The organism is Sphingobium sp. GW456-12-10-14-TSB1 (genome assembly GCF_059424385.1).
On the sequence record NZ_JBWKZI010000001.1, the window covers coordinates 1,339,060 to 1,360,718 of the forward strand.

Annotated in this window: 19 protein-coding genes; 1 reads left to right on the top strand and 18 read right to left on the bottom strand. The window is 64.1% G+C overall.

Annotated features, from left to right (window positions below; translation table 11 throughout):
* Positions 1-147 precede the first annotated feature (147 nt).
* The 7 genes from AC07X9_RS06530 to AC07X9_RS06560 form a co-directional block, all read right to left on the bottom strand.
* On the bottom strand, positions 148-1,161 hold the full coding sequence (locus tag AC07X9_RS06530) for a DUF2493 domain-containing protein (protein WP_086485662.1): 1,014 nt from the start codon (positions 1,159-1,161) through the stop codon (positions 148-150).
* Positions 1,162-1,242: 81 nt separating this feature from the next.
* Complete coding sequence (locus AC07X9_RS06535) at positions 1,243-1,734, bottom strand: DUF736 domain-containing protein (protein ID WP_086485663.1); 492 nt, start codon at positions 1,732-1,734, stop codon at positions 1,243-1,245.
* A gap of 741 nt (positions 1,735-2,475) precedes the next feature.
* Complete coding sequence (locus AC07X9_RS06540; RefSeq protein ID WP_176342110.1) at positions 2,476-3,753, bottom strand: YiiX/YebB-like N1pC/P60 family cysteine hydrolase; 1,278 nt, start codon at positions 3,751-3,753, stop codon at positions 2,476-2,478.
* Positions 3,754-3,761: 8 nt separating this feature from the next.
* On the bottom strand, positions 3,762-4,529 hold the full coding sequence (locus AC07X9_RS06545) for a hypothetical protein (protein WP_176342111.1): 768 nt from the start codon (positions 4,527-4,529) through the stop codon (positions 3,762-3,764).
* A 99-nt stretch (positions 4,530-4,628) separates the two neighbouring features.
* Positions 4,629-6,953: a phospholipase D-like domain-containing protein gene (locus tag AC07X9_RS06550; protein WP_086485665.1), complete on the bottom strand. Its 2,325-nt coding sequence runs from the start codon at positions 6,951-6,953 to the stop codon at positions 4,629-4,631.
* A complete protein-coding gene (locus AC07X9_RS06555; RefSeq protein ID WP_086485666.1) occupies positions 6,950-8,464 on the bottom strand; it encodes a hypothetical protein in 1,515 nt (504 codons plus the stop codon). Before AC07X9_RS06555 ends, AC07X9_RS06550 begins: the two co-directional genes overlap by 4 nt.
* A 91-nt stretch (positions 8,465-8,555) precedes the next feature.
* Positions 8,556-8,765: a DUF5818 domain-containing protein gene (locus AC07X9_RS06560; RefSeq protein WP_086485667.1), complete on the bottom strand. Its 210-nt coding sequence runs from the start codon at positions 8,763-8,765 to the stop codon at positions 8,556-8,558.
* A gap of 162 nt (positions 8,766-8,927) precedes the next feature.
* Here AC07X9_RS06560 and AC07X9_RS06565 point away from each other — a divergent pair, with 162 nt between their 5' ends.
* Positions 8,928-9,317: a hypothetical protein gene (locus AC07X9_RS06565; RefSeq protein WP_086485668.1), complete on the top strand. Its 390-nt coding sequence runs from the start codon at positions 8,928-8,930 to the stop codon at positions 9,315-9,317.
* A gap of 95 nt (positions 9,318-9,412) precedes the next feature.
* Here the strand turns inward: AC07X9_RS06565 and AC07X9_RS06570 are convergent, their stop codons facing one another.
* The 11 genes from AC07X9_RS06570 to AC07X9_RS06620 form a co-directional block, all read right to left on the bottom strand.
* The gene (locus tag AC07X9_RS06570) at positions 9,413-9,934 is read right to left on the bottom strand and encodes a hypothetical protein (protein ID WP_495197981.1); all 522 of its coding nucleotides are present in this window, start codon (positions 9,932-9,934) and stop codon (positions 9,413-9,415) included.
* A gap of 285 nt (positions 9,935-10,219) precedes the next feature.
* Positions 10,220-10,870 (bottom strand): DUF8835 domain-containing pootine, encoded by a 651-nt coding sequence (locus tag AC07X9_RS06575; protein ID WP_086485669.1) that lies wholly within the window; start codon positions 10,868-10,870, stop codon positions 10,220-10,222.
* Positions 10,871-11,013: 143 nt separating this feature from the next.
* Complete coding sequence (locus AC07X9_RS06580; protein WP_086485670.1) at positions 11,014-11,562, bottom strand: hypothetical protein; 549 nt, start codon at positions 11,560-11,562, stop codon at positions 11,014-11,016.
* Entirely contained in the window at positions 11,559-11,753 is a 195-nt protein-coding gene (locus AC07X9_RS06585; protein WP_086485671.1) for a hypothetical protein, read from the bottom strand. The genes AC07X9_RS06580 and AC07X9_RS06585 overlap by 4 nt, the downstream gene beginning before the upstream one ends.
* Before the next feature lie 189 nt (positions 11,754-11,942).
* Positions 11,943-12,131, bottom strand: coding sequence for a hypothetical protein (locus AC07X9_RS06590; RefSeq protein ID WP_086485955.1), 189 nt, complete (start codon positions 12,129-12,131; stop codon positions 11,943-11,945).
* A gap of 340 nt (positions 12,132-12,471) precedes the next feature.
* A complete protein-coding gene (locus AC07X9_RS06595) occupies positions 12,472-17,616 on the bottom strand; it encodes a helicase-like domain-containing protein (RefSeq protein ID WP_140159571.1) in 5,145 nt (1,714 codons plus the stop codon).
* Between the two features lie 160 nt (positions 17,617-17,776).
* Positions 17,777-18,253: a hypothetical protein gene (locus tag AC07X9_RS06600; RefSeq protein WP_086485672.1), complete on the bottom strand. Its 477-nt coding sequence runs from the start codon at positions 18,251-18,253 to the stop codon at positions 17,777-17,779.
* Between the two features lie 342 nt (positions 18,254-18,595).
* Positions 18,596-18,814, bottom strand: a complete 219-nt coding sequence (locus AC07X9_RS06605) for a hypothetical protein (protein ID WP_140159572.1) — start codon at positions 18,812-18,814, stop codon at positions 18,596-18,598.
* Positions 18,815-18,892: 78 nt separating this feature from the next.
* Positions 18,893-19,168, bottom strand: coding sequence for a hypothetical protein (locus AC07X9_RS06610; RefSeq protein WP_086485674.1), 276 nt, complete (start codon positions 19,166-19,168; stop codon positions 18,893-18,895).
* Positions 19,165-19,653, bottom strand: coding sequence for a hypothetical protein (locus AC07X9_RS06615; protein ID WP_086485956.1), 489 nt, complete (start codon positions 19,651-19,653; stop codon positions 19,165-19,167). The genes AC07X9_RS06610 and AC07X9_RS06615 overlap by 4 nt, the downstream gene beginning before the upstream one ends.
* Positions 19,654-20,034: 381 nt before the next feature.
* On the bottom strand, positions 20,035-21,273 hold the full coding sequence (locus AC07X9_RS06620; RefSeq protein WP_086485675.1) for a hypothetical protein: 1,239 nt from the start codon (positions 21,271-21,273) through the stop codon (positions 20,035-20,037).
* Positions 21,274-21,659: the final 386 nt, after the last annotated feature.

The window sequence follows — 21,659 nt, forward strand, 5'->3', positions numbered from 1 at the left end:
AAAGGGGAGCGACGTTGGCGGGCGGAACGCCCGGCAAAAGGAGCGGCGCGGGGAAACCGTTCGGGTTTCCCCCGCTCGTGCGACAAGCACGACAAGGGACCGGCTGCGGTGTGCCGCGCCGGTCCCTCTCGTTGGGTGGTCGTCCGATCAGGCCGCTATGACGCGGCGCTTGCGCTTGATCGGCACATCGGGTTCCTGATCGGTCCTCATGAAAACATGCGTGGGCACGCGGTGCCCCTGTTCCGGGTTGAGCAGGTCATAGAGGCTCGACTGGATGCCGGAACCTTCGCACAGCAGCGCCTCGACCGGCATAAGCTCGGCAATGTCGCGGTTGCGCTTGAAGCCCTTGCCCTTGCCGCGTCCATAGAGGCCGAACGCGATACAGACGACACCGCGCTGCGCTGCCCATGCGGCGGCGGCGGCGTCCACACCGGCGCGCTGCCCGGTGGTGACAAGCACCATGTGCGGGATGCGCGCCCTGATCTGGTCGAGCCTGTTCCAGATGACGCGCCAGTCGTGCCAGTCCTGCGGGCCGGAAACGACGACGACGGGGCCTTGCGGGTCGTAGCGATCGCGCCGTCGCTCGGATCGTGCGCGCAGGAAGTCGAGCGCGGAAATCTGGCTGGCGGTGGTGACATGGGACGCGCGCGATCCCCGAGCCGGGGCCCATGGGCGACCGGCATAGGCGCGATACATCGCGGCGGCATAGTCGCGCATGGCTTCCATGGCGGCGCGCTGCTCGGCGACCGACTGGCATTCAAGCTGGGTGTCTTCCAGTTCCTTGTTGAACACCTCGCCCGGCTCCAATCGGCGCGCCATATCGCGGATCGTGTCGGCCAGCCTGTCCTCGCGGCTTTCGAGTTTGCCCGCGACAAAGTGGAAGCTGTTGACGAAGCCCCATGCGAGTTCGGGCGCGAGTGGGTCCAGCCGCGTATCGCCTAGCAGGTCGAAAATGGCGGCGACGATGCCCCCGCATTCCGCCTGCGCCGCGAGCGGATCGGGCATGGTGTGTTCGGCAGGGTCTTCGCCCGCGTCGATGATGGTGAGGGGCAAGGGATCGCCGAACGATGCCACGAAATCGGGGGTGGCAGTGAGTTCGGCATAGAGTTCCGGCAGGTCGGCAAAGCTGCTAACGCTGCGCAAGGCCGTTGGCTTGCTCATGGGATGGGTTCCTTTGGTCGGGTGACGGTTCAGGATCCGGGGAAGCGTTCCAGCGCTCCCCCGGCCCGCCTTTGGTGCCGCTTAGAAGGGCACGTCTTCGTCAAGGCCGCGCCCGTTCCCGGTATATTCGCCGCCGGGGCCTGCGGTGCTGCCGCCGGAGAAGCCGCCGCCCGACCGTCCGCCGAAACCGCCCTGCCGCTGACCGCCGCCGGAACGTCCGCCAAAGCCGCCGCCCTGTGCCTCGCGGTCGCGTTCGCGCCGCCACTGGACATCGAAGCCGTTCGTCTCGTCCCCGAAAAGGGCGATGGGGAGCGGCTCGCGGAAGCTCGGGTCATCGACCATGCCGGACAGGAACACCTCGTCATTGGACTTCATGCGGCGTTCCCAGACGACACCGATCTGGATTTCGTCGCCCGCGCGGTTCGTCTCGTAGATTTCATAGACGGGGGCGCTGTCGCTCTGTCGATCCTCGACACGGCGCATGATGAGGTAGGGAAAGCGCATCTCGCGAGTGGCGATCTTGCCGATAATGTCGCTGGCGCGTTCGTCGAACTTGAAGCTACCGATCTTCATGACTTCATCCTTTCTCTCGGGTGTGGGCCATTTCTCTTTCCCGGCCGCATCCAAACCCTACTCCCTCCCCTCCATTACTTCCATGTTATTGATTTATTGACAGATTTTCATCGTGCCTGGTGAGCCCGAGCACAGACGGCCGCGTCAGCGGCCCAACAATGACGAAGACGCACCGGCCGCGCAGCGGTCGGTTCCGCTTGAATGGAAAGGGAGCGTGGGCCGGCTCGATCGTCATCGCACCCGGAGCCGCCCTCGCAGGTCCGAAGGCGCAGGGCGGGGCTCTTGTCCGCAAGAAGCACGGGAGGGGCTCTAGCGAAGCTTGGCGAAAAGGGGCCGGCGTTTCTGTTGAAAACAGACAAACATCGCCGGCCCCTTTTCGCCTAGCGCAGCTTTGCTCCGACGCAATTCTTGCGGACGAAACCCGTCCTGCAACGCACGGATCCTGCGAGGGCGGCGAAGGGGGCGATGCGATCGGGCTGGCTCCACGATCCGCATCGCGCGACTAGCGCGATTCCTTAGGCGAAGCCTGTATTGCGGTGGTCATGCGGCCGGACTCTTCGATCGAGAGAGAAGCGCCTCATCTGCCGCGCGCGCCCGCGGAAGGGATCGTTACCGCGAAGCGGACAAGACCCCGCAAGGGGGCTTGGTCGGAGCGTAGCGGAGATAGAGCCCGGTGCCCGCCTCGGGCGGGCATCCGCCCACCCCGGCCACGACTGTCGGCCATTGCGCACCCCGCTGCGGTCATGTGATCGGCTCAAGGATTTCGCCACCGCCGCGTCGAATGCCCACACAATCGCTGCAAAGCCTGAGCGACGGCACCCCGGGCATTGCCTCGGCTGCGTTCACGAGGCGATAGTCGTCGGCCGGATCGCCGCATGCCGAACAGACATCCGATGACCCCATGCGCTGGATGGAGATGCGCGCGATGGCGCCAAGCCGGGGCTCCACGCGGTCCACGATCGAGAACCACAGGTCCGAGTGCGGCGGAATGCGCTGCAAATGGCGAGCGGCTGCCTCGGGGTGGTGTCGCTTCAGCCAGGCGAGAGCAACGTCGCGCCGTGTGTAGTCGTTCACCACGAGCCGCTGGTAGAGCATTACGAGTTGCGCGGTGGTCTTCCGGCGGTTCGCCTCATCAGCCCGCTGGTAGTGAACGAGATTGACGGCGAAGCGCAGGCCACCGGTGTGGAATTCCCGAACGGTGCTGATGCAATATTCGAGGAGACCCCGATCGGGGTGAGGTCCGGCGCTCTCCTCCATATGGTCGAGATCGTAATGCCACGGGTTGATCGCGAAGTCGGCTCGCCTAAGGTCGAGATAGCCGCTCTCCCGATAGACACGGGCGATCTCCTCGTCCCATTCGGGGTGATCCTGGACGAGTTGGTCGAGGTCGCCGAAGTTCTCGACCGAGGGATCGAGCCGCCGCGCGGCGGTCAATATGCGGTTCTGGACCTCCTGCATGTCGGCGATCGGGTTCGGGCGCTTGGCCCACGCCGCCAGCTCGGCTGATGACACCGTCTCGGTGAGGTTCAGAAGCTCGGCGAGAAGCGGGCTGCGCCGGATCTGCTCGGGCGTGCAGTAGTCGGGGTCGGGTACGAGGTGGACGCCCGCGCTGGCGAATGCCTGGGCGACAAGGCGTGAGCAGAAGAGTTGCCGTGTCCTTGGCTTGGGACCGCTCAGGACAGATCGGACCGCTTCGCTCTTGGAGTAACGTGTCCCGATTTCGGCGCGCGCGAAATCGATGATGATGCCAAGCTGAAGGTCGCTCGGGGGCAAGCGAAGGCGGAGCACGGTGACATGATCGTCCGGCCCGTAAAGCTCGCGCTGGATATTGTGCGCCTGCACGCCGTCATCGGTCGAGTCGATGATCGAGCCGTGCTGGACGCAGATCATGGCGTGGGACACCTGTCCCTTTGTGGCAAGGCGGATGGCCTTGCTCACCTTGCCGCGGGACGCGGTGAGGATGATGTCGCCCGGCATGAGCAGTTCGACCTTGATGCGGCGGGTCTGGTCGTCAGGCATGGGCACCGTCAACTGGGCTTGCTGGAGTGGAGCGTTCCCTCGATCCATGCCGATGGGGGCATTTCGGTCTCGATATAGTCCCGGATCGCGCGCTCGGTGTCCGCGGGCGATCCGCCAACGCCGGCGCAGGACCATATGCGGTCGATATGGGCATGCTCCGCATGCACCCAATCGAGGATTGTGAGGGCGGCGTGGCCATCGACGGTGCGGCTCGGAAAGCTGGGGGAGATCCGCGCGCTGTCCGAGGTCGCGATGGTGAGGATCGATCCTTTAATGGGGTTCCTCGCATCGAGCTTGTTGGCGGCGATCAGCGCGGTTCCCATGACGGGCAACAGCGTCATGAGGCCGCTTCCCAGCGATACGCAATCGTCCGACCCGTCGCGCGCGATGGCCTCCCGGATCACCTTGGGCCACAGCCCCGAGATGTCGGCGAATTCCCCTTCGGCTATGGCAGCGCGGGCGAGACATCCGGCACGAGAGATGTGGCGCATGAGCGCAACGGCGATGGCGGCGCAGCGATCGAGCTGGGGCTCGTGGAAGTCGGCGACGATGATGAATCCGTCCCCGAACTGGTGGGCGAAGAGGCGGTCGCCGTCATCGCGGTAGAGCCGGGTTCCGAGGCTGTAGATGCCCTCCATGAGGGCGCTCAGGCCCAGCACGGCTTTGTGTCCACGCTCCCAGAGCGTGCTGAAGCCTTCAACGTCGATCCAGATCGACCAGCGTCTTCCATCTTCAATCGGCCGGGGTTCGACAGGCGCGCTTCGTTCGGTGGTCATCCGGCTCGTCCTGCCTTCTGCTGTGCGCTGCACATTGCGGTCTCCCATCGGGCATCTTGCGGCAAGGCCCTGCGGAGCGTGGCCCTCTCCTTGGGTGGCTTATGGGACAAGACCGAGCCTTTGTCCGATCGAACTGTCGAGTCCTTCGCGAACCTCGGTCGCGGTGTGTCCGGCCAGCTCGTCGGGAGAGAGGCCCAGGAGGGCGACCACGCGCCGGCGCAGCTCGGGGATATATTTGAGGAACTCACGATCCTTGATGCGGCCGGACAGCGTCCGTTCGATGGTATCGAGGCTCCACAGGACGGTGATCCAGCATTCCATGAAGTCGACCGGCATGCCGCTATAGTCGCGCGCGATCATGAGCCGGGTGATCGCTGGCGTGCGGCCGCAGAAGAAGGCGACAAGGATACGGACGGTGAAGCGCGGCCAGGATAAAGGGGCGCCCGAACCGTCGAGGCCGTGAGGGAGATCGGGGCAGCGGGCCTTATAGAGGAGGAACAGGATCCAGAAGCGCAGTCGCAGGACATCGCTCGGGCCGAGCGGTTCATCGTCCCATTCGAGACCCTCGGCATAGCCGATAACGTGGCGCTCATAGAGGCGCCCGTCGATCGCGGCGGGATCATTCGGCTCCTCGTTCGGCTGGCGCGGCGGCTCAAGGTCGCCACCATCGGTGCCATCACCGAGATCAGCGTCACCGCCCTCTTCCGCAGGTTCGTAATAAACGGGATCATCGTCTTCGCCTGCGGTCGGAGCGGGAGTGCGGCCCGAGAGGAGATTGAGGAAATCGCGGATGCTGTCGCTATAGGTTCCGGCAAGACTGTTCGCGCCAGCTGCGCCCGACCGCCCGCTGACAGGCCGCGCCTGGACAAATTCCTCATAGCTGAGCGCGACCGGGGATTCGACCTCGCCATCGGCTTTGCGCGTCGGACTGAGTTTGGCCGCAATCTGAGGCGCATTGGTCGCTTGCTCGAAGTCGGCCCGGGCGAGGGTTTCGAAGGCCTGGTGCATCCACAGATCGAAGTCGGTTCCATCGGTGAATGGCGCGAGCGCCCGAGCGACAGCTCCGGTCGCCACTTCCCTGCGACGCCCGCGCAGCGTGTTCCGGTGCGTGACGTGGGTAATGGTCGAGCTGAAGTCGCCAGAGATGAAGCGTGCGAAGCACAGCGTCCGGTGGAGCGCCGGATCGATTGGTGCCGTGCGTGTGTCGCCGGAATGGTGGAAGGAGGCGACAGGGATGGACAGGAGCAGGTTTGCTCCATTGTCGAGGAGCTGGACCTCGCCTTCCTGCATCCCGCTGCGCGCCGGGCGCCAGATGAGAACGTCATTGTCGAGATCGAAGCTGCCGGGCTGGCGCGCTTCGATTGCCTTGAGAGGAATGGGTGTTGATGGAGTGCGTGGCGGGAGATCGGCAAGCGCGATGACATCGCCGTCGAGCCAGCGATCGAGCCCGAGGGCTTCGCGTGCAGCCCCGCGCTTTAGCCTCCGATAGATGCAGGCCTCTGCATTGGAGCCGATGGCCCCTGCCCGCCCCAGTGCCGGGGTTGTGCAGTTCGCGCTTCCGAACAGGATATGGTCGTGACGCGCGGTGGAAGCGATGAGGATCTTGGCGTGGGTGAAGCGCCGGGTGGGCCAGCAAAGCTCGACGATACGGGGTGTGCTGGCGAACGGCGCATCGGCCGGAAACTCGTGATTCGTACTGTCGATCGGCAGGATGATCCGCTTGGGCGCGAGCCGCCGGGAAAGACCGGCAAGGGCGGAAAGATCGTCGTCCCAATAGGGGCTGATCACCACCAGCGACTGAACCTTGTCGCCGCCGACGAACGAGACGAAGTGATCGCCGATTCCCGCTTCGTCCGGGGCATGGAGGAACGCGATCGCCGAACCGTCGTCCAGCTCCTGCAGGAGTAAACCGGGCGGACCATCCAGCCACGCCGCGCGTTCGCCCGCCCAGCGCAGGGCGTCTCGCGCAGGAGACGGTTCGGATGGCACGAGCGCATTGAGATAGCGCCAGATGGATCGGACGATCTCGCGTTCTGGACCGTCCTCATCCTTGCATTCGATCTCGATCGACACCTCGGCGTTTCCGGCAAGCCCCGCCGCGGTCAGGTTGGCCGAGCTGACGAAGGCGCGAGCGCTGTCACGGCCGATCTGAAGGATGATCTTGGGGTGGAAAATCCCGTCGGCGGCTGGCGGGCTGTGGAGCGCATAGTCGCGCCCGAGCGCTGTCGGCAGGATCGATCCGTCCGAAAGGGCGAGTGACGCCATGCGTGCGTCGGTGATGAGGAGCAGGTTCGATGCGCCGCTCGCCATCAGCTGAGGCAGGAGGATTTGCTCGACAGCTGCGAATTCCACGGCGAAGCTCGTGGCGATCGCACTGTGAAAGGGACGGCCGAGGCGGCGGCCGAGACGATCCGGCAGCCTCATCGGGAGGTCTCCAGCGCGTCGAGCCCGAGCGCCGTCAGCCCATTCTCGTCCAGAAGGTGGATGTCTTCGAGAAACCGAATGGCGGGCGCAAGGCGGGGGGTGGTGGCGACCGGCTGATATCCGGTGAGGAAGAAGAGGCGTCCATCGCGTAGCTCGAACAGGAACGTGTAGTCGCGCTGCCGGCGTAGCTTCTGCATCGCGACCCAGCTATGCCGGCGGACGACGCGTTCGATCACATAGTCGGCGATCCGATCGATGACGTCGTCCGTATCCCTGCTTTCGAGCCAGTCGAGTTCCGTGCGGAGCGATCGTGCAGGACCTCGGCCAGGCAGGCCGCGCGTTGCCGCGTCGGCGAGATCGGGCCGTGTCCAAAGCCGCTGGTGCAAGGCCGCCATGAGTTTGATGGTCGCGAGGGCCTTGTCTGCGGGCGCGCCGCGGGCGCTCGTCAGGTCATCCCACATGGCCTGATATGGAAAGGTCCCCGGATCGAGGCTCAGGCGCAGGTCGCGCCAGCTCCCTGCGAACGCGTCCTCGTTATGCCCGATCAAATGGGAGACCACCTCGTCGCGGATATCAGCGGGGGTTCGACCCTGCCCGTCCGCGTTGATGATCGTGATGGCCCAGGCAAGCAGGGCGGCCGATGCCACCTGCAGCAGATCCTGGCATTGATAGGCTTCCCAGTTGAGGCGTTGCGCCTCGAGACGTTCGGGCAAAGGTGACTGCGGCGGATCGAAGAGGTGCCAGCGAACATCCTCCGGTCCAGGCTGTTCCTCGATGGCGTGCGCGGTCTCCAGGATAAGGCTGAGCGTGGCGCCGCGGCTTGCTGCCTTCTGCCCGAGCGACTCTTCGCGTGCGAAGAGAAGGGCTTCGTAGAAGCTGCGTTCCTCGCTTTGCACCTGGATCCGGGAGGGCGCGATCGGTTCGAGGCGATCGAGGTCGCGGACGTTGACGCTGGCCCCTGCGATCTTTTGGCGCAGGAGCTTTGCGAGATCGGGTCCGATCGCATCCGCGAACAGGCCGGCGGCGCGTTGACCGAGATCGCGGGTGGCGACCTGTATCCCGTGGCGGTTCTCGGTAAAGAGGCCCAATTCGGCCATCTGGGTGTAGTAGGCGCCGCCGAAGACGCCGAGCGACTGGCGCAGATAGCGTTCCTGGGATGCGTCGGTGGAAGCTGCGGCCGCGAAGTCGATGATTCGCTCCTCAGCGGCCAAGCGGCGGTTGGCCCAGTCGACGCCGCCCACGCCGGTTTCCCCGGCCCGCGCGCAGACCAGGGCATAGAGCGCTTCGGCGCGCCGCACCCAGGTGCGCCAGGCCTCGAAATCGCTAGTGGCGCTGCGGCGAGCATAGGTCTCGCTCACCCAGCAATAATAGCCGTAATAGCGCATCCGCAGGGTAACGTTGCTGATGCCGGGGAGGAGTGACTGGTAAAGCACGACCCCGCTATTCTGCATTCCAAGCGGATCGAGGCCCCGTTTGTCGGCCCTTTCGGTCCATTGCGGCAATAGATTCAAACCGCCCCCATATCGTCATGCACTGAGCGGTGTTACCTGCCCGGGATATCCTCGAATTGGTAGAAATCAGTCTAAGCCGAAAAACGCAATGCTAGTCGCTAGCAGGACCGATCCAGAGCAGCTCCAGCAGGCTCGGTCCGCGTTGCCATGCTTCGATCTGGACATTCTGGTCCCGATGAGCCTGCAAGTCGTCATGCGTTTCGAGGCGCCAGACCGGGCCATCCGCCACTTCCAGCAGTGGACCGCGATCACTCAGTCGGACAATCCCGCGCAATCGCAGCGGGGGCTTGCTGCCGGTCATGACCGGGCACCTTCGATGTCCGCGAGCACGGCAATGTCATCGAAAGGGCAAGCGATAAGCGTGAAGACAATCGAAGGAAGCATGCGCTAACTCATGACATAGCCCGGACAGAGGTTGCAATCCTGTTCATTATATGTTCTTTCTCAGCTCGAGGAGCTGACCATGATCCGCGACTTTCTCGCCGCCTATGATTTCAATCTGCCGCTCGACGATGCGGCGATCGATCCCGAATTACCGCTGGTCCGTCGGCGTCTGGCGAGCCTCGCCTCGATCGAAGGTCTGGATGGCGGCTATTATGAAGCGCAGGAGCTGGCCGAGGCATTTCTCGACGCCGCTCGTGAAGCGATTGAAGAAATCGAGGATGACGATAGCCCGGCGCGCGTGCGGCTGAAAGGCATCCTCGCGCGCGACCTCGATTATCAGCGCGAGATGTTCGAGGAAGTCTGCGAAATGCCTCTGGCCGATGCGGCCGCGCATCTTTGCTGGCTAACCGAGCTCATGAAGCAGCGCGCCGACATGGCGCGGCCGGTTGATGAAATTCTTGGCCGATAGCTGGAGATAGGGAATCCGGTGATCGGTCTGCCGATCCCCCGTTCCGGCACCGCGCATTGCGATTTCGACCCCCATGAGACTGGGCGGTTTGGTGATCAGGCATTTCCGATCATCCCCTCCACGCATCGGACGTGTCGCGCTTCATGAGGGCCGAGAGTTGCGAGCAGCGCGGCCTCCGCAAGGTCTACCTCGCCGGCGCTGGTGAAGGCTTCGACGGTGTAGGCTCCGCGAGCGAACGCTTCGATGTGGAACGGCACCATGGCGGTGTAGTTTGGCGGCCAGCAGCACAGCAGCAGCCAGGGCCAGTACGGTGCCGTGGGTTCGTAGCGGGCGAAGATAATATCGTCGGCGCGGAGGGAAGAGGGCCGATGGTCCAACAACGCGGGAGGGACCAGCGTGTCGCGCGGTTCGCACAGGAAAGTTTCGAACTCGTGCATCTCGGCGAGGCTCTCGAGGATCACCGGATAATAGCGGTCTAGAGCAAGCCCGCTGCCGGCAAAGTGAGGCGGGATTTCGATCAGGAGGATGTCGGGCAGCGTCACAAGAGATCGCTGATAATAAAGCCTGCTGGCCGCAAGATAATCGATGAGGCGCATGCCATAGGATAGTTCGCCCATGTACGGGCCAGTCAAGGGCATTTGAGGCCAAGTTGGCGCGATCCTCCCATCTAGGCGGACGCCGGGGTCAATGCCGCAATGTCATTGCGGCGGATCAGCCGGCCGTTCAGCCCTCGGGAGGGTAAAGCGCTTGGCGATCTCGATCGCGTAGCGGGAGGCACCCTTTCTCGCCGTGCGATCTGCTCGTTGACGTTTCGCAGCCGCCGGATATCATTTGTGGACAGTCGAATGGTTCCGGTCATTTGTCGGATCTCCTGTCGTGGGCGGTCAATGTGCCTGCATCGGCTATGCGATGCGCACGTGTCGTTCGCCGGAAGCGGTGAATCGGTAGCCGTTGGCGTTGATGCTTTCGTCGACAGCTTCGTCGGAGGTGAGATGCTCATACTCGGCGCGAAGACCGCGATAGAGCCAACCGGCGAGGTCGCGGAGCGCGACTGCAATAGCCTCTTCGGCTCCAGCAGTCATGTCTTGGGAGGCCCCATCGCGCTCGACTGAAATCGCCATGCTGTGTTCGTGATAGTAGCGCCCACGGTGAGAGACATCGGCGCTGAGCTGATAGAAGTTGCGGCTCTGCACGGCCCGCACGCTATCGGCAATACGGTGAAGCTCGGTGTCCAGGGGGGCGTGGTCACGTATTCGACGATGGGCGCCCTTCGCATAGGAGTAGAAGCCCTCGTAGCAGGCACCGTCGCCCTGGCTCCAGAAACCGGTGAAGTAAATGCGTGGCTCGCTGTCTGTCTCTCCGTCCTGGAGGCGCACGATGTTGGTCTTGAGGCTGACACCGAGAATGTTGCACACCCGTTCGAAGTCATCGAATGTGAAGTCGTGCCATTCATAGTCGAGGCCAGTTTCCCGATACCAGTTGCGGGCGTTTGTCTTGGCGCGCTCGGATAGTTCTTCGAACCGATAAGTCTCGATTTCCATGAGTTCGGGCATGGTTTGGATCCTTGTGGGATACGGCTGGGGCCACGGGAATTCGTTCGGCGGCCCAGCCCCGGGCGTGGAGGCGGGGTTTTTGAGGGATAGGCCTGCCCTAATAGGCTGCTGCCGGCCGGGGCGGCCGGACGCCACGAAGGCGGTCAATCTTGATAGTTCGCGATGATCCGACGTGCGAGCTGCTCGATCTCGTCTCGATCGGCAGTCATCGTGCAATCGCCGGACAAGACGACGAGGTCGTCCAAGGCCGCGTTGCCCTTGCTGATGAATATCCGCCAGACATTATGCCGGATTTCGCCCTGCTCGCGAGGGCTGGTGTCGGGGTGGAACATATCCGCCCACCGGCGGCGATCGGGATCATCGGAGATATCGGTCCAGTCGCCCAGCATACCCCAGACGGCATAGCCGTCGATCCGGGTGTGATGCTCGCGGGCCGCGCTGCGTTCAGCCTCTCTTTTGGGCGCCTCTCGCCTGGCTTTGGCCTCTGCCTTCTTCCACTGGACCGATGCGAGGCCGCGCTCGAGGCCCTGGATGACGTCAACAGCTACGACCTCCTGGCGTTTTGGCCGGATATAAGAGCACGGGGCGGCGGCGATCCGGTCAGCGCCATATTGCGCGACCTTGAGCAAGGCCTGCAATTCGGTCTTCGAAAGCGTGATCCGAAGTCCGCTCGCCATCGCATGTGTTTTCATGTCCGGCGCTCCTTGTGCAAAGGTCTGAGACCGGCGAGCGGAAGCTTGTGCTCGCGCGCGCTGTGATGATTGCTGTCGGAAAAGAAGCCCCAATGGCCGGTCGATGAGTATCGTCGAAAGAAGAGCTTTTCGTCCTCTTCCGTGCTGATCCACATGCCGGGTTCAATTGGATATTGATCGGCGCCATCCATCGGATCGCTCTCCTGCCGAGTGTTGGAGAAACTCGCGCCGACGCTGCCAACGGCTCAGCGCGAGAAGATCGCCGGCAGGCCCGCAATGACGGGCATCAGCCGTCGGACGAATTGCGTACGGGTGACGGTGTCGCAGATGTGGCACCGGGGCGGCAGTCCGCCATGAAGCGACCTACTGCGACAACGCAATCAAGCGACGCGCAGGACGAGGTTCTCGTCGTTGTTGGGACCCACGTCGGTCACCCGGAACGGCTGGACGGGATCGCCGGTACGAACGACGAATTGGTTTCGGCCGGTAGCGGTACAGCGCTGGATCGAGCAGGCGTAAGCGTGCGGAAAGCCCGCCAGGCGTTCCCTGAGCGGAGATAGAGGGGCCATGATTTCCTCCATAAGGTATGTGCGATGAGAAGGTGCAAGGTCGGCCGGATCGGGGGCATGCCCGTTCGTTTGCCTGGCGGTGGATGCGCTCGATCCAGCTCTGCGGGTCGTTGTAATGGTGGAGAAACTCCTGCGTCCATTGGGAGACGGTTGCCGTAGCAGGCTCGACCGGATCAAGCGCGTCTCCACAATCGGGATGGTGCGCTCCCTTGACGAAGTTGGGGCTAGCGATGGAGGCCGGGGGTCCTCCGTCGCTTCGCGCTGGCAGGTGCCGACGGCGGCTTCAGGGGTATTTCTACCAATTGCCGCAAGCGTCCGGGATGGGGGCTTGCGTCGCGCTCTACCAAGCCGCGGAGGCTGCCGCGGGTTGAAGCAACTCGCGCTGATTGCCGGCGCACTCGGTGACGGGTGCATTGTCGTTCTCAGATTCGAACTCGCCCTTGGTATTTGCCAGCTCGGCCTCCAGGTCAGCCAGTTCCTGGAGCTTTTCTTCCAGCAGCGCCGTGTCAGAGAATTCCTGGCCGAGGCGCGCCTGGAACGCCGGCAGGCGCCGTTCGGCGGCTTCGAGGCTTGCCCTGATATTGGCGAGGCCGGTGTCGAGATCGCGAATGGAGGACTCGAGCCGGCCGACCGCCGTGCCCGGTCGGGTCTTTTCGGTAATTTCGAATGCACGATGCTCGCCGTGGTGCTGGATGACGACGGCGCTTGCGATATACCGCTGGCCTTCGTCATCTCTCGCCTCGCTGCCCGAAATCTCCAGCTCGAAGCCGTTAAATGCTCCCAACAGCCAGCGGGCAGGCGTGCCGCGCGTGCGCATCTGGTCAGCCAGGTGGAGGATATGCTCCCCGACCGCCTTGCGATCGGTGAGCGTCCTGCCGTCGGTCTCGAAATTGACCCTGTCGTCATCGGTGGCGACGCGTTGCGCGATGTCGGTTTCCAGCAAGGCGATATGCCGGCGGCTGTTCCCGATTTCATCGGTCGTTCGCCGGATCGTCCTGCGGATGTTGAACTGGTCGTCGATATGGGCGTCGCGCAGGCGCAGAAGCCGTGCCACTTCGGCGTCGAGCCCGGCCTTCTTCATCAGGCGGTCGTCGCCGGAGGCGAGCGCCTTCGCCAGCGCGAACTGATTGACGTTGGAGCCGACGTCCTCGATCCGGCGGATGGAGCGATCACCCGACATGGCCATGTTGATGAAACGCGCCTTGCGTTCGAGCATCTGCCAATTGGTTGCGTCCATCGAGCCGCTCGTGGCGTATCCGTACAGTTCGATCTCGTCGTTCTGATTGCCCTGACGCTCAATCCGTCCTTCGCGCTGCTCGATATCGGAAGGCAGCCAGGGGACGTCGAGGTGATGCAGGGCTACCAGCCGCTGCTGAGCGTTGACCCCTGTTCCCATAGTGGCAGTCGAGCCGAGTACGAAGCGCTTGCGGCCCTGGTTGAGGTCGTTGAACAGGCGCTGTTTCGCGCTGTTCTTCTTGTAGTGCTGCATGAACGCGATCTGGTCTGAGGGAACTCCCATCTCGACCAATCGATCGCGGATCCAGACATAGGCTGAAAAGCCGCGGGTTTCGAGAGCGGCCTCGGTGCCGAGATCGGAGAAGATCATCTGCACGGCGCCGGGAAGCGGATAGGGCTTTCCTGTTTCAGGATCAGTGTAGCGCTGGTCGCTCGTCTCCCGCCAGATGCGGAAAGCATTTTCGATCAGGAGGTTGAGCTTGTTGCCCTCCTCGTTCCCGACGACAGGGTCGACGAAGCGCAGATCGATCGCTGAGTGCCGGCCATCGGTGATGACCGACAAGAGGATGTCATCGCCCTTCTGCGGGCGGCCGCTACGTGCCTCGATCGCCTTAATGCGCCCGGCCAGCACGCGCTGATAGGCCTTGAAGGGCGCGCCGGACTTTGCGACGACGATCTTGCGCTTCCCGCCCTTGATGGTGGGCAAGCGGACATATTGGCGCAGATCGTCCTTCAGCACGACGTCGGCAACGCTGCGGAACATCGCCATCAGGTCGGCGACGTTCACGAATTCGCAGAAGCGGGTGACGGGCTTGTAGCTGCCGCTCGGCTGAAGCTCGAGCTCGGTGCGCGTGTCGCCGAAGTTCGCCGCCCAGGCGTCGAACTCGTGCATGCCTTTCGCGTGGAGTTCGTCGGGCTGCATGAACCGCTGGAGCGTGTACATCTCGCCCAGGGTGTTGGTGATGGGCGTGCCTGACGAGAGGATCAGCTCGCGTCCGGGATTGATGCCGGCGAGATAGCGACTCTTCACATAGAGATCCCAGGCGCGCTGCGAGCCGGCCGGATCGACCCCCTTGAGGTCGCCGAGATTCGTCGCGAAGGTGAGCTTGCGGAATTGCTGGGCCTCGTCGACAAGGATCTGGTCGATGCCGATCTCGCCGATATGCACGAGATCGTCCTTGCGGGCCTGGAGGTTTTCGAGCCTCTGCTTGAGGCCCTCCTTGAGGCGTTCGACACGCTTGCGCGAGACGCGATCCTCATGGTCGATACCCGTGATCAGGGCCTCGTAGCTGGCGAGTTGATCCTCGATGAGGCTCTTCTCGAACGCGGCAGGCGTCGGGATGAACTTGAACGCATCATGCGTGATGATGATCGCGTCCCAGTTGCCGGTTGCAGCGCGGGCCAGGAACCGCTGGCGCTTTTCCTTCACGAAGTTCGTGTCGTCCGCAACGAGGATACGTGCCGTGGGATAGAGCATCAGGAATTCGCGGGCGATCTGTGCCAGGCAATGATTGGGCACCGCGATCATCGGCTTGTTGGCAAGGCCGAGACGGCGCTGCTCCATGACGGCGGCGCAGAGACTGAAGGTCTTGCCCGCCCCGACGCTGTGGGCGACGTAGGTCGAGCCCGCGGCGACGATCCGCCAGACGACGTGCTTCTGGTGGTCGCGCATGCGGATCGTTGTCGAGGCGCCCGGCAGCTTGAGATGCTTGCCGTTGAAGGTGCGGGGCACAAGGTTGTTGAAGGCGTCGTTGTAGATCCGCACCAGTCGATCGGCGCGGTCGCTCTCCTGCCAGACCCAGGTCTCGAAGGTCGACTTGATCGCCGCGAGCTTCTCTTTGGCCGCTTCCGTGTCGGTCGTGTTGAGTTCGCGCCGCTCGGAACCGTCCGCATCCCGATGGATATCGTAGATCTTGGGGATGTGGGAGTTGAGGGCGTCTTCGAGCAGGTCGGCAGCGCCGCGGCGCGCGGTGCCCCAGGTCGAGGTCGAGCTGACATGTCCGAGGAATGGCGCCTTGTCGACCGTCCAGCTCGCGAGGGCGACGGTGTGATGGATGCGGGTGGTGACCTCCATCGTTTCGGCGATGAACGTCTCGATGACGTCGACCGGAATCCAGGGAGCCCCGAGGCGCGCGGTGATCTCGCTTGGCTTGAGATCAACCGGCTGGACCGCCTCGAGCGCGGTTGCGGTGGCCGCGAACCGCGGATCGGATTCGGCCTTCTCGCGCGCAAGGGCGAGCTTGGTGCGAACCGGGCCTGACAGCGCTTCGTCGGCCGGCACCCAATGGTCGAAATGCGGCGTGCTGCGGAGCGGATCGAGATATACGTCGTCTGCGAGGTCCGCGAGCGCTTCGGCCTCGGTGACTCCGAGCAGCCCGGCGATCAGGGAGACGTCGACGCGGCCGCGATCGTGGAGAGACAGCGCCAGGGCGTCCTGGGCCGATTGGATCTCCTGGACCACCGGCGGCTTGACGACGCGTTCGGTGAAGATCGCGCCGGGGACGCCGGCGTCGCTAGCCTCGTCGTAACTCTCGATCGAGGCCACCAGCCATACGTCAGGGTCATCGAGAAAGGGCTGGAGGTTCGGGCGGCGCTGATATTCCTTTTCGGCGCCGGTCTCCGGATCGCTGCGGATGCTGGTGATCGTCCGGTTGATCGGCCCATGCTTCTTGATGAAATGCCGATAGTGGTTGAGCAGCGTTTCCTGCAGGGTGGCATAGGGGCGGTCATTAAGCTGCGCGCGCAGGATCGCACGGACGGTATCGCGGATGGGGATGAGGCCCCTGATGATGTTGGCGTGCTTCTGGAACAGGCCGCTGTCGCCGCGCCCGGTCTTGACGCTGACTTCAATGGGCACTCCATCAACGATCTGGTGCAGGATGCCGCGCAAAACGAGATAGCTGCCTTCCTTGAAGTCAGCTTCGTCGGCCGCGGTGCCGACTTCCACGTCCGTGGCGACATCGAGCCTGTCGCGAAGCGATGTCGCGCGATCGATCGCGCGGTAGGCGCCTTCGTGTCTCGATGTAATCGCCGACAGGGTGGACGCGAGCGCGGTTCCCAGCTCGACGCCGGGTTCGGCCGTGCAGGTATATTCCATGCCGAACCGGCCGCTGTGCCATTGATGGACCCCGAGCACATGATCGGGATGGTCGAGGAAGTAGCTGTTGATCCGGAGCGGCCCGAAGCCTTCGTCGCTGTCGGGAATCTCGGCCAGATCGATCCAGTTTCGTACGGCGAACGGCGCATTGGGCGCGCGCTTGCGGAAGAGCAGGATATCGACGACGACGTCGGTGCCGGCCTCTTCCTTCATGGCCTTGCTCGGAAGGCGCACCGCTCCCAGGAGGTCGGCGATGGACTCCATGTGGAGGCGGGCTTTCGGATCGCTCTTGTCCAGCGAATATCGGGACGTCACGAACAGCGCGATGCCGCCCGGGCGAAGCTGCTCGAGCGCCTTCGCGATGAAGAAGTCGTGGAGCGACAGGCCGAGGCGACCGAGCGGGCTCTTGTTGTGGATGGTGAGGTTCGAGAAAGGCGGATTGCCGATCGCGAGATCGAAGTCGGCCGGCAGGGAAGCCTTGTCGAAGTCGATGCAGCGGATGACCTGGTTTGGATAGAGCGCGTTTGCGATGCGGGCGGTGACGGGGTCGTTCTCGATACCGACGAAGACCGTGTCATCGGAGAGATGGTCCGGCCGGAATCCCATGAAGAGGCCGCTGCCGCATCCTGGCTCGAGTATCTGGCCGCCGGTGAAGCCAAGGATGCGGGCGGCGTCCCACATTGCCCGGACAATATATTCGGGCGTGTAATGGGCATATTGCGTTGCGCGCTTGAGCGACTGGAGCTCGCGCTCGGTCGTATCGGCGATCAGGCTCTGTCCGAGATCTTCCCAGCCCTCGCGGAATCCGCCCGTACGATCGGCGAAGATATTCTTCGCAAGCTCGGATGCACCGAAGCCGACGAACCGCGCAATCGCCGCCTGCTCATCCGGCCTGGCCGGCCTATGCTCGCGGTCCAGAAGGTTCAGGAGCCTGATCGCCTCGATATTGTCCTGCGCGCGGCCCTTCCAGGACGGTGACAGGCTCCGCGCCCCGGCGAACGAGAAGTCGAACGACGCTGCAGGCGGCGTGCCGGCCGGGGCAAGGAAAGTCGGCTGCTCGCTGTCACGGGCGATGGCCTCGCTGGCGAAGGCAACGATCTGGTCGAAGTCAAGGCTGAGCTGGAGAGCCAGCGCGGATGCACTGTTTCGCATGGGGTACTTCCTTTTCTTGAGGTCTCGCGGACGCGGTGCGGCAGCCCGGATCCCGAAGGAGGCCGGACCGCGGCGGGGTCGGGAGATCTGGGAGACGGAAATGCGCGCCTCGATGGCGCCGTGGCTGGGAGATTTCGCCCGCGCGGGGGCCTTGGTCGCGTCAGCGCCCGGAGAGGAGCACGCCAAGCGCGCGCGCGCGGACATCCTCGCCGGCGTCGTTGACGATGACTGCCTCGGGGTTGGTGACGCGCACGGCGCGCGCGACAATCGCCAGCGGCCGCTTGCGCAGGGGATATTGGAGGATTTGACCGTTCTCGATCGTGATCAGGTTGGTGCGGAGCAGGCGCTTCAGCCGACGGCCCTCGACCGAGCGGGCGAGAAGATCGCTTACCTCGAGTTCGAGATCATGATCGCAGGTGAAGTCATCCAGGGCATGCGGCGGACGGTTGGCCTTGAGCCAGGCATCGACCTCGGCTTCGGTCCACCGGCCGACCCGATTATATAAGTCCGCGCCGCCCGTGCCCTCGTTGCGGGCATGGAAGGCCAGTTCGCCGTCGATCCAGATTTCGGCGGCATAGGCGGTGGTCTCCTGGGAGAGCGCAGCGCTATAGTGGACGTTTCGCAGTTCGATATGCATGGGGGAAGCTCCTGACCGCTCCACCAAACGGAGCCCCGCCCGCCATCCCCCTTCCCTCCATTCGATCAGCGCAGGCCTTCCCGCGTGCCCTCCGGGCGGAAGTCCGGGCCGTAGGAGCAGCTGTTCTCGCACTCGGGATCGTCCGCTTCGTCGACCAAATACGCGGTGATCTCCTCGGCCGGCTGTGCTCGATCACCGCCGCCGCGCCGGGAAACAGGTGAACGGGGAAGACGCCCGTGCCCACGATCGCTTCGGCTTGCCGCATTGCGTCAGCGTGGTCCTCCGCAATCACGGCGAACTTGACCCTGATCGTCGTATAGACATGGACATGGTGGAGCTTGCTCATCCGTCGGTCTCCTCGACGCAGCTCTCGCCATCGATGCCGAACGGGCCGGTATCGGTGTCGATCGGCTCGTGGTCGGCGCAGTAGTCGTCGATCTGCTCGATCGCGGGAGAGAGCCATTCGACGAAGCGGTCGGCGCGTTCGCGCGCCTCGCCGGCATCATCTGCATGGACGATCACAGTGATGAACGCCTTCACCTCGACCTCGTATCTAGGCATCGTGCGTCTCCTTCCCCTTGCCCCAGCGCTGGACCGTCGCGGTCGCCACCTGTTCGACGGGCACGATGCGGCCGCGGTTCATCGCCGCGTCAATGGGCGCGCAAAGCACATAGTCGACTTCGAATGCGTTCTCGGGTTCGTACCAGGGCCAAAGCCGGGTTGCGTCTGGCCAGGCAGCGGCCGCTGGTTGCGCAGGGCTTTGCGCGCCTGCCGTTCGATCGCGGCGAGATCGGCCTGGACCTTCGGATGGATGGCGTCGCCGATGATCTTCACCTTCGCCGTGACCTCGACCAGTTCGGTGTGAAGATGGCTGGAGCGCATGACGACCAGCACATTGCGTTGGATGGTCATCATAGCTTTCCTTCCGGGAGCGGGCCGTCGACGGGATCGCCCTCGATGATCAGGGGTGGCACACGAAAATCAGCGGCGTCGAACCAGGCGACAATCGCCTCGAGCGAGCCTAGCCGCTCGGCGGTGCCCCGATTCATCACGACATGGCCGGCTTCGTCGGCGGGATAGGATACAGGTTCGCCTTCGCCGGTGAAGACGACACGCTCGGGACTCCATTCGCCGGGATAGCCGTCACAGGAGCGGAGATAGGGCAGCTTGAGCGCGATGCATCGGTCCTCGAGTTCCTCGAAACATCCGCCACTCACCTCGTGGGCATAAAGGTCGAGCGGCTTCCCGGGCGTGCGATGGGAGGGGTCGGAAGGGTCGAAGGGTTCGCCGTCCCATTCGACCGCCAGGCCCTCGGTGAGGATGATCTGGGCCAATTCGTCATAGATGGCCGGGGGAAGTGACCCTCCCAGTCGGATGGACGCGGAAACACGATTAGCCATGAATACCTCCATAGGTTGGCCGCCGCTCGACAAGCGGCAAGGTGGAAGAGACTGGTGTGGATGCGTTTGGAGAATGGCTGCCCGTCAGCTCTCGCGGCCGAGCGTGCCGGCAAAGGTCGAAGGCGGCTTGCGCCTGGCCGAGCGACTGGCGTGCGCGACGGCATCAGCGCGGGTTGCGGATCGGCCGAGCCAGTCACCGCAGAAGCGGGCGAAGAAGCATCGCCCGGCCGCCCGCAATGTTCAGGCGCAACGGTATAGCGCCGATCGGGGGGCGAGCGGACGGATCGCGGGATCGGCATGTAGGGCTCCTGTCTGCGGAGAAACCTGATGGTCGTCGTGTCGGGGTGGCCAGTGGCTGGGGAGGTTGCACCGGGCCGACGTTCAGCCGAGACGAAGCGATGCGGCATATTCACGCAGCAAGTGGGCCATCGCGCTTCGGATGTTGCTCTTGTTGCCGATCAGGATCTCCGGCTGGAGTTCCTGGCCAAGCGCCGTGCGGTAGCCGAACGCCGGTTCGCCGCTGGCATCTTCGACAACGATGCGGTGACCGCGCGGCTTCGCCGGCCCCGCATAGCGCGCGGTGAAATCGCCCAGTCGCCCCGAGAGTCCGGCGGCCATCTTGCTCCAACGGATATGTCCGGCGGCGAACTGATCGCCGGGAGCGCGACCGCGAAAAAGCCAATGGCGGAATTGCGCGCGCTGCTGGAGTACCGAGTTGCGCGTTCGCTCCATGGTGCGGGCGAGCGGCAGGACGCCGGCGTCGGCGTCGATGCGAGCGAGTTCCCCATCGTCGGCAACGACCAGAATGTCGGCATAGTCGCTCTGGTGCAGCTGGTCGCGGAGCGCGACGCTGTCGATGGCGGCCGGGCCGGCCGAAAGCGACAGCGACAGGAGCCCGTCCTTCCTGTCGATCGCGAGCAGCGTCGCGCTCTCATGTCCGGGCCGACCGCGCAGCATCGCGAGGATGCCGATCGCTTCTGCGGCCAGCTCGGACGCCCCGAGCAGGAGCAGGCGCCGATGCCATGAGGCCGGCGGCGGGATGTCGGTCGGGCTCGGCCACTGGCTGGGAAGCCGCCGTGCGACTTGCGGACTGTCCGTCTGCACGGGCTTGGACGATGCGGCCGCAAAGGATCGCCGGGCGACGTCGAAGATGTCGTCGGGCTGGCCGCCACCATCGAGAAATCCCTGGTCATAGGCAGGACGCCGTTCATTTGGCTGACCGGGTCGGGACCATGAAGGCGGCCGTGACACCCATCCGGCACGAGCGGCATAGTGGCCGTCGGCATAGGCATGGGCGGCGTCCCAGTCATAGCCAAGAAGGTCGCGGGCATGGAGGATCGCGGCATGGCGGGTGTCATTGCTGCCTTGGGCAATCCGGCGTTCGACAAAGGCAAAATTTGCGGCCCTGCGCTGCTGCTCGGTTTCCAGGCTGATGGCGTCGTGCAGCGGTCGCAGCATCTGGACGCGCTCGCGGGTACGCGCCTGGCGGGCGCCCAGCGGTGCGTCGTGCGGGAGTTCCGGGAAGCAACGCCAGGCCTCGGCAATCGCTTGGGCGTGGCGGGCCGGACGGCCGCGCGCTATCCAGCATCCCGCATCGGCGGGATCGAAGAGATCGTTCATGGGAGTCGTCGATGACGAGACGTCCGAGATCGCAAGCCGTGCGTGGATCGATGAGACCCGCGCTCTTGGGCACGCTGGCGTTGTTGACCGGGTGCGAGAAGACACACCCCAACGAGCTCGGACCGACCGCCGCCGCCATTTGCGAAGAGGCCCACAGAAAGGCGCGCCACAGGCATAGAGGCGGTATAGTGATGCGCCTGCACGAATGGCGCCGTCTGGCGTTTGGTGTTGATGACATCGACGGCGAGGCGCTTGGGATCGATTTCCGTGGCGTTCGGGATCCAGCGGCAGCGTCGATCGCGCCAGCGCTGGCTGCGGGTGGTGAGCATGGCAACCTCCTTATGGATTACCTTCCGCCCTCTTCCTCCCCCTCTTCTGCTCCGATG

Coding starts and splice junctions, on each gene's coding strand:
- AC07X9_RS06590 (WP_086485955.1), bottom strand. CDS start 12,131: ATGGCCCCTCTATCTCCGCTCAGGGAACGCCTGGCGGGCTTTCCGCAC.
- AC07X9_RS06595 (WP_140159571.1), bottom strand. CDS start 17,616: ATGCGAAACAGTGCATCCGCGCTGGCTCTCCAGCTCAGCCTTGACTTC.
- AC07X9_RS06570 (WP_495197981.1), bottom strand. CDS start 9,934: ATGGGCGAACTATCCTATGGCATGCGCCTCATCGATTATCTTGCGGCC.
- AC07X9_RS06530 (WP_086485662.1), bottom strand. CDS start 1,161: ATGAGCAAGCCAACGGCCTTGCGCAGCGTTAGCAGCTTTGCCGACCTG.
- AC07X9_RS06540 (WP_176342110.1), bottom strand. CDS start 3,753: ATGCCTGACGACCAGACCCGCCGCATCAAGGTCGAACTGCTCATGCCG.
- AC07X9_RS06575 (WP_086485669.1), bottom strand. CDS start 10,870: ATGCCCGAACTCATGGAAATCGAGACTTATCGGTTCGAAGAACTATCC.
- AC07X9_RS06615 (WP_086485956.1), bottom strand. CDS start 19,653: ATGGCTAATCGTGTTTCCGCGTCCATCCGACTGGGAGGGTCACTTCCC.
- AC07X9_RS06610 (WP_086485674.1), bottom strand. CDS start 19,168: ATGATGACCATCCAACGCAATGTGCTGGTCGTCATGCGCTCCAGCCAT.
- AC07X9_RS06585 (WP_086485671.1), bottom strand. CDS start 11,753: ATGGATGGCGCCGATCAATATCCAATTGAACCCGGCATGTGGATCAGC.
- AC07X9_RS06550 (WP_086485665.1), bottom strand. CDS start 6,953: ATGAGGCTGCCGGATCGTCTCGGCCGCCGCCTCGGCCGTCCCTTTCAC.
- AC07X9_RS06600 (WP_086485672.1), bottom strand. CDS start 18,253: ATGCATATCGAACTGCGAAACGTCCACTATAGCGCTGCGCTCTCCCAG.
- AC07X9_RS06535 (WP_086485663.1), bottom strand. CDS start 1,734: ATGAAGATCGGTAGCTTCAAGTTCGACGAACGCGCCAGCGACATTATC.
- AC07X9_RS06580 (WP_086485670.1), bottom strand. CDS start 11,562: ATGAAAACACATGCGATGGCGAGCGGACTTCGGATCACGCTTTCGAAG.
- AC07X9_RS06605 (WP_140159572.1), bottom strand. CDS start 18,814: ATGCCTAGATACGAGGTCGAGGTGAAGGCGTTCATCACTGTGATCGTC.
- AC07X9_RS06545 (WP_176342111.1), bottom strand. CDS start 4,529: ATGACCACCGAACGAAGCGCGCCTGTCGAACCCCGGCCGATTGAAGAT.
- AC07X9_RS06565 (WP_086485668.1), top strand. CDS start 8,928: ATGATCCGCGACTTTCTCGCCGCCTATGATTTCAATCTGCCGCTCGAC.
- AC07X9_RS06620 (WP_086485675.1), bottom strand. CDS start 21,273: ATGAACGATCTCTTCGATCCCGCCGATGCGGGATGCTGGATAGCGCGC.
- AC07X9_RS06560 (WP_086485667.1), bottom strand. CDS start 8,765: ATGACCGGCAGCAAGCCCCCGCTGCGATTGCGCGGGATTGTCCGACTG.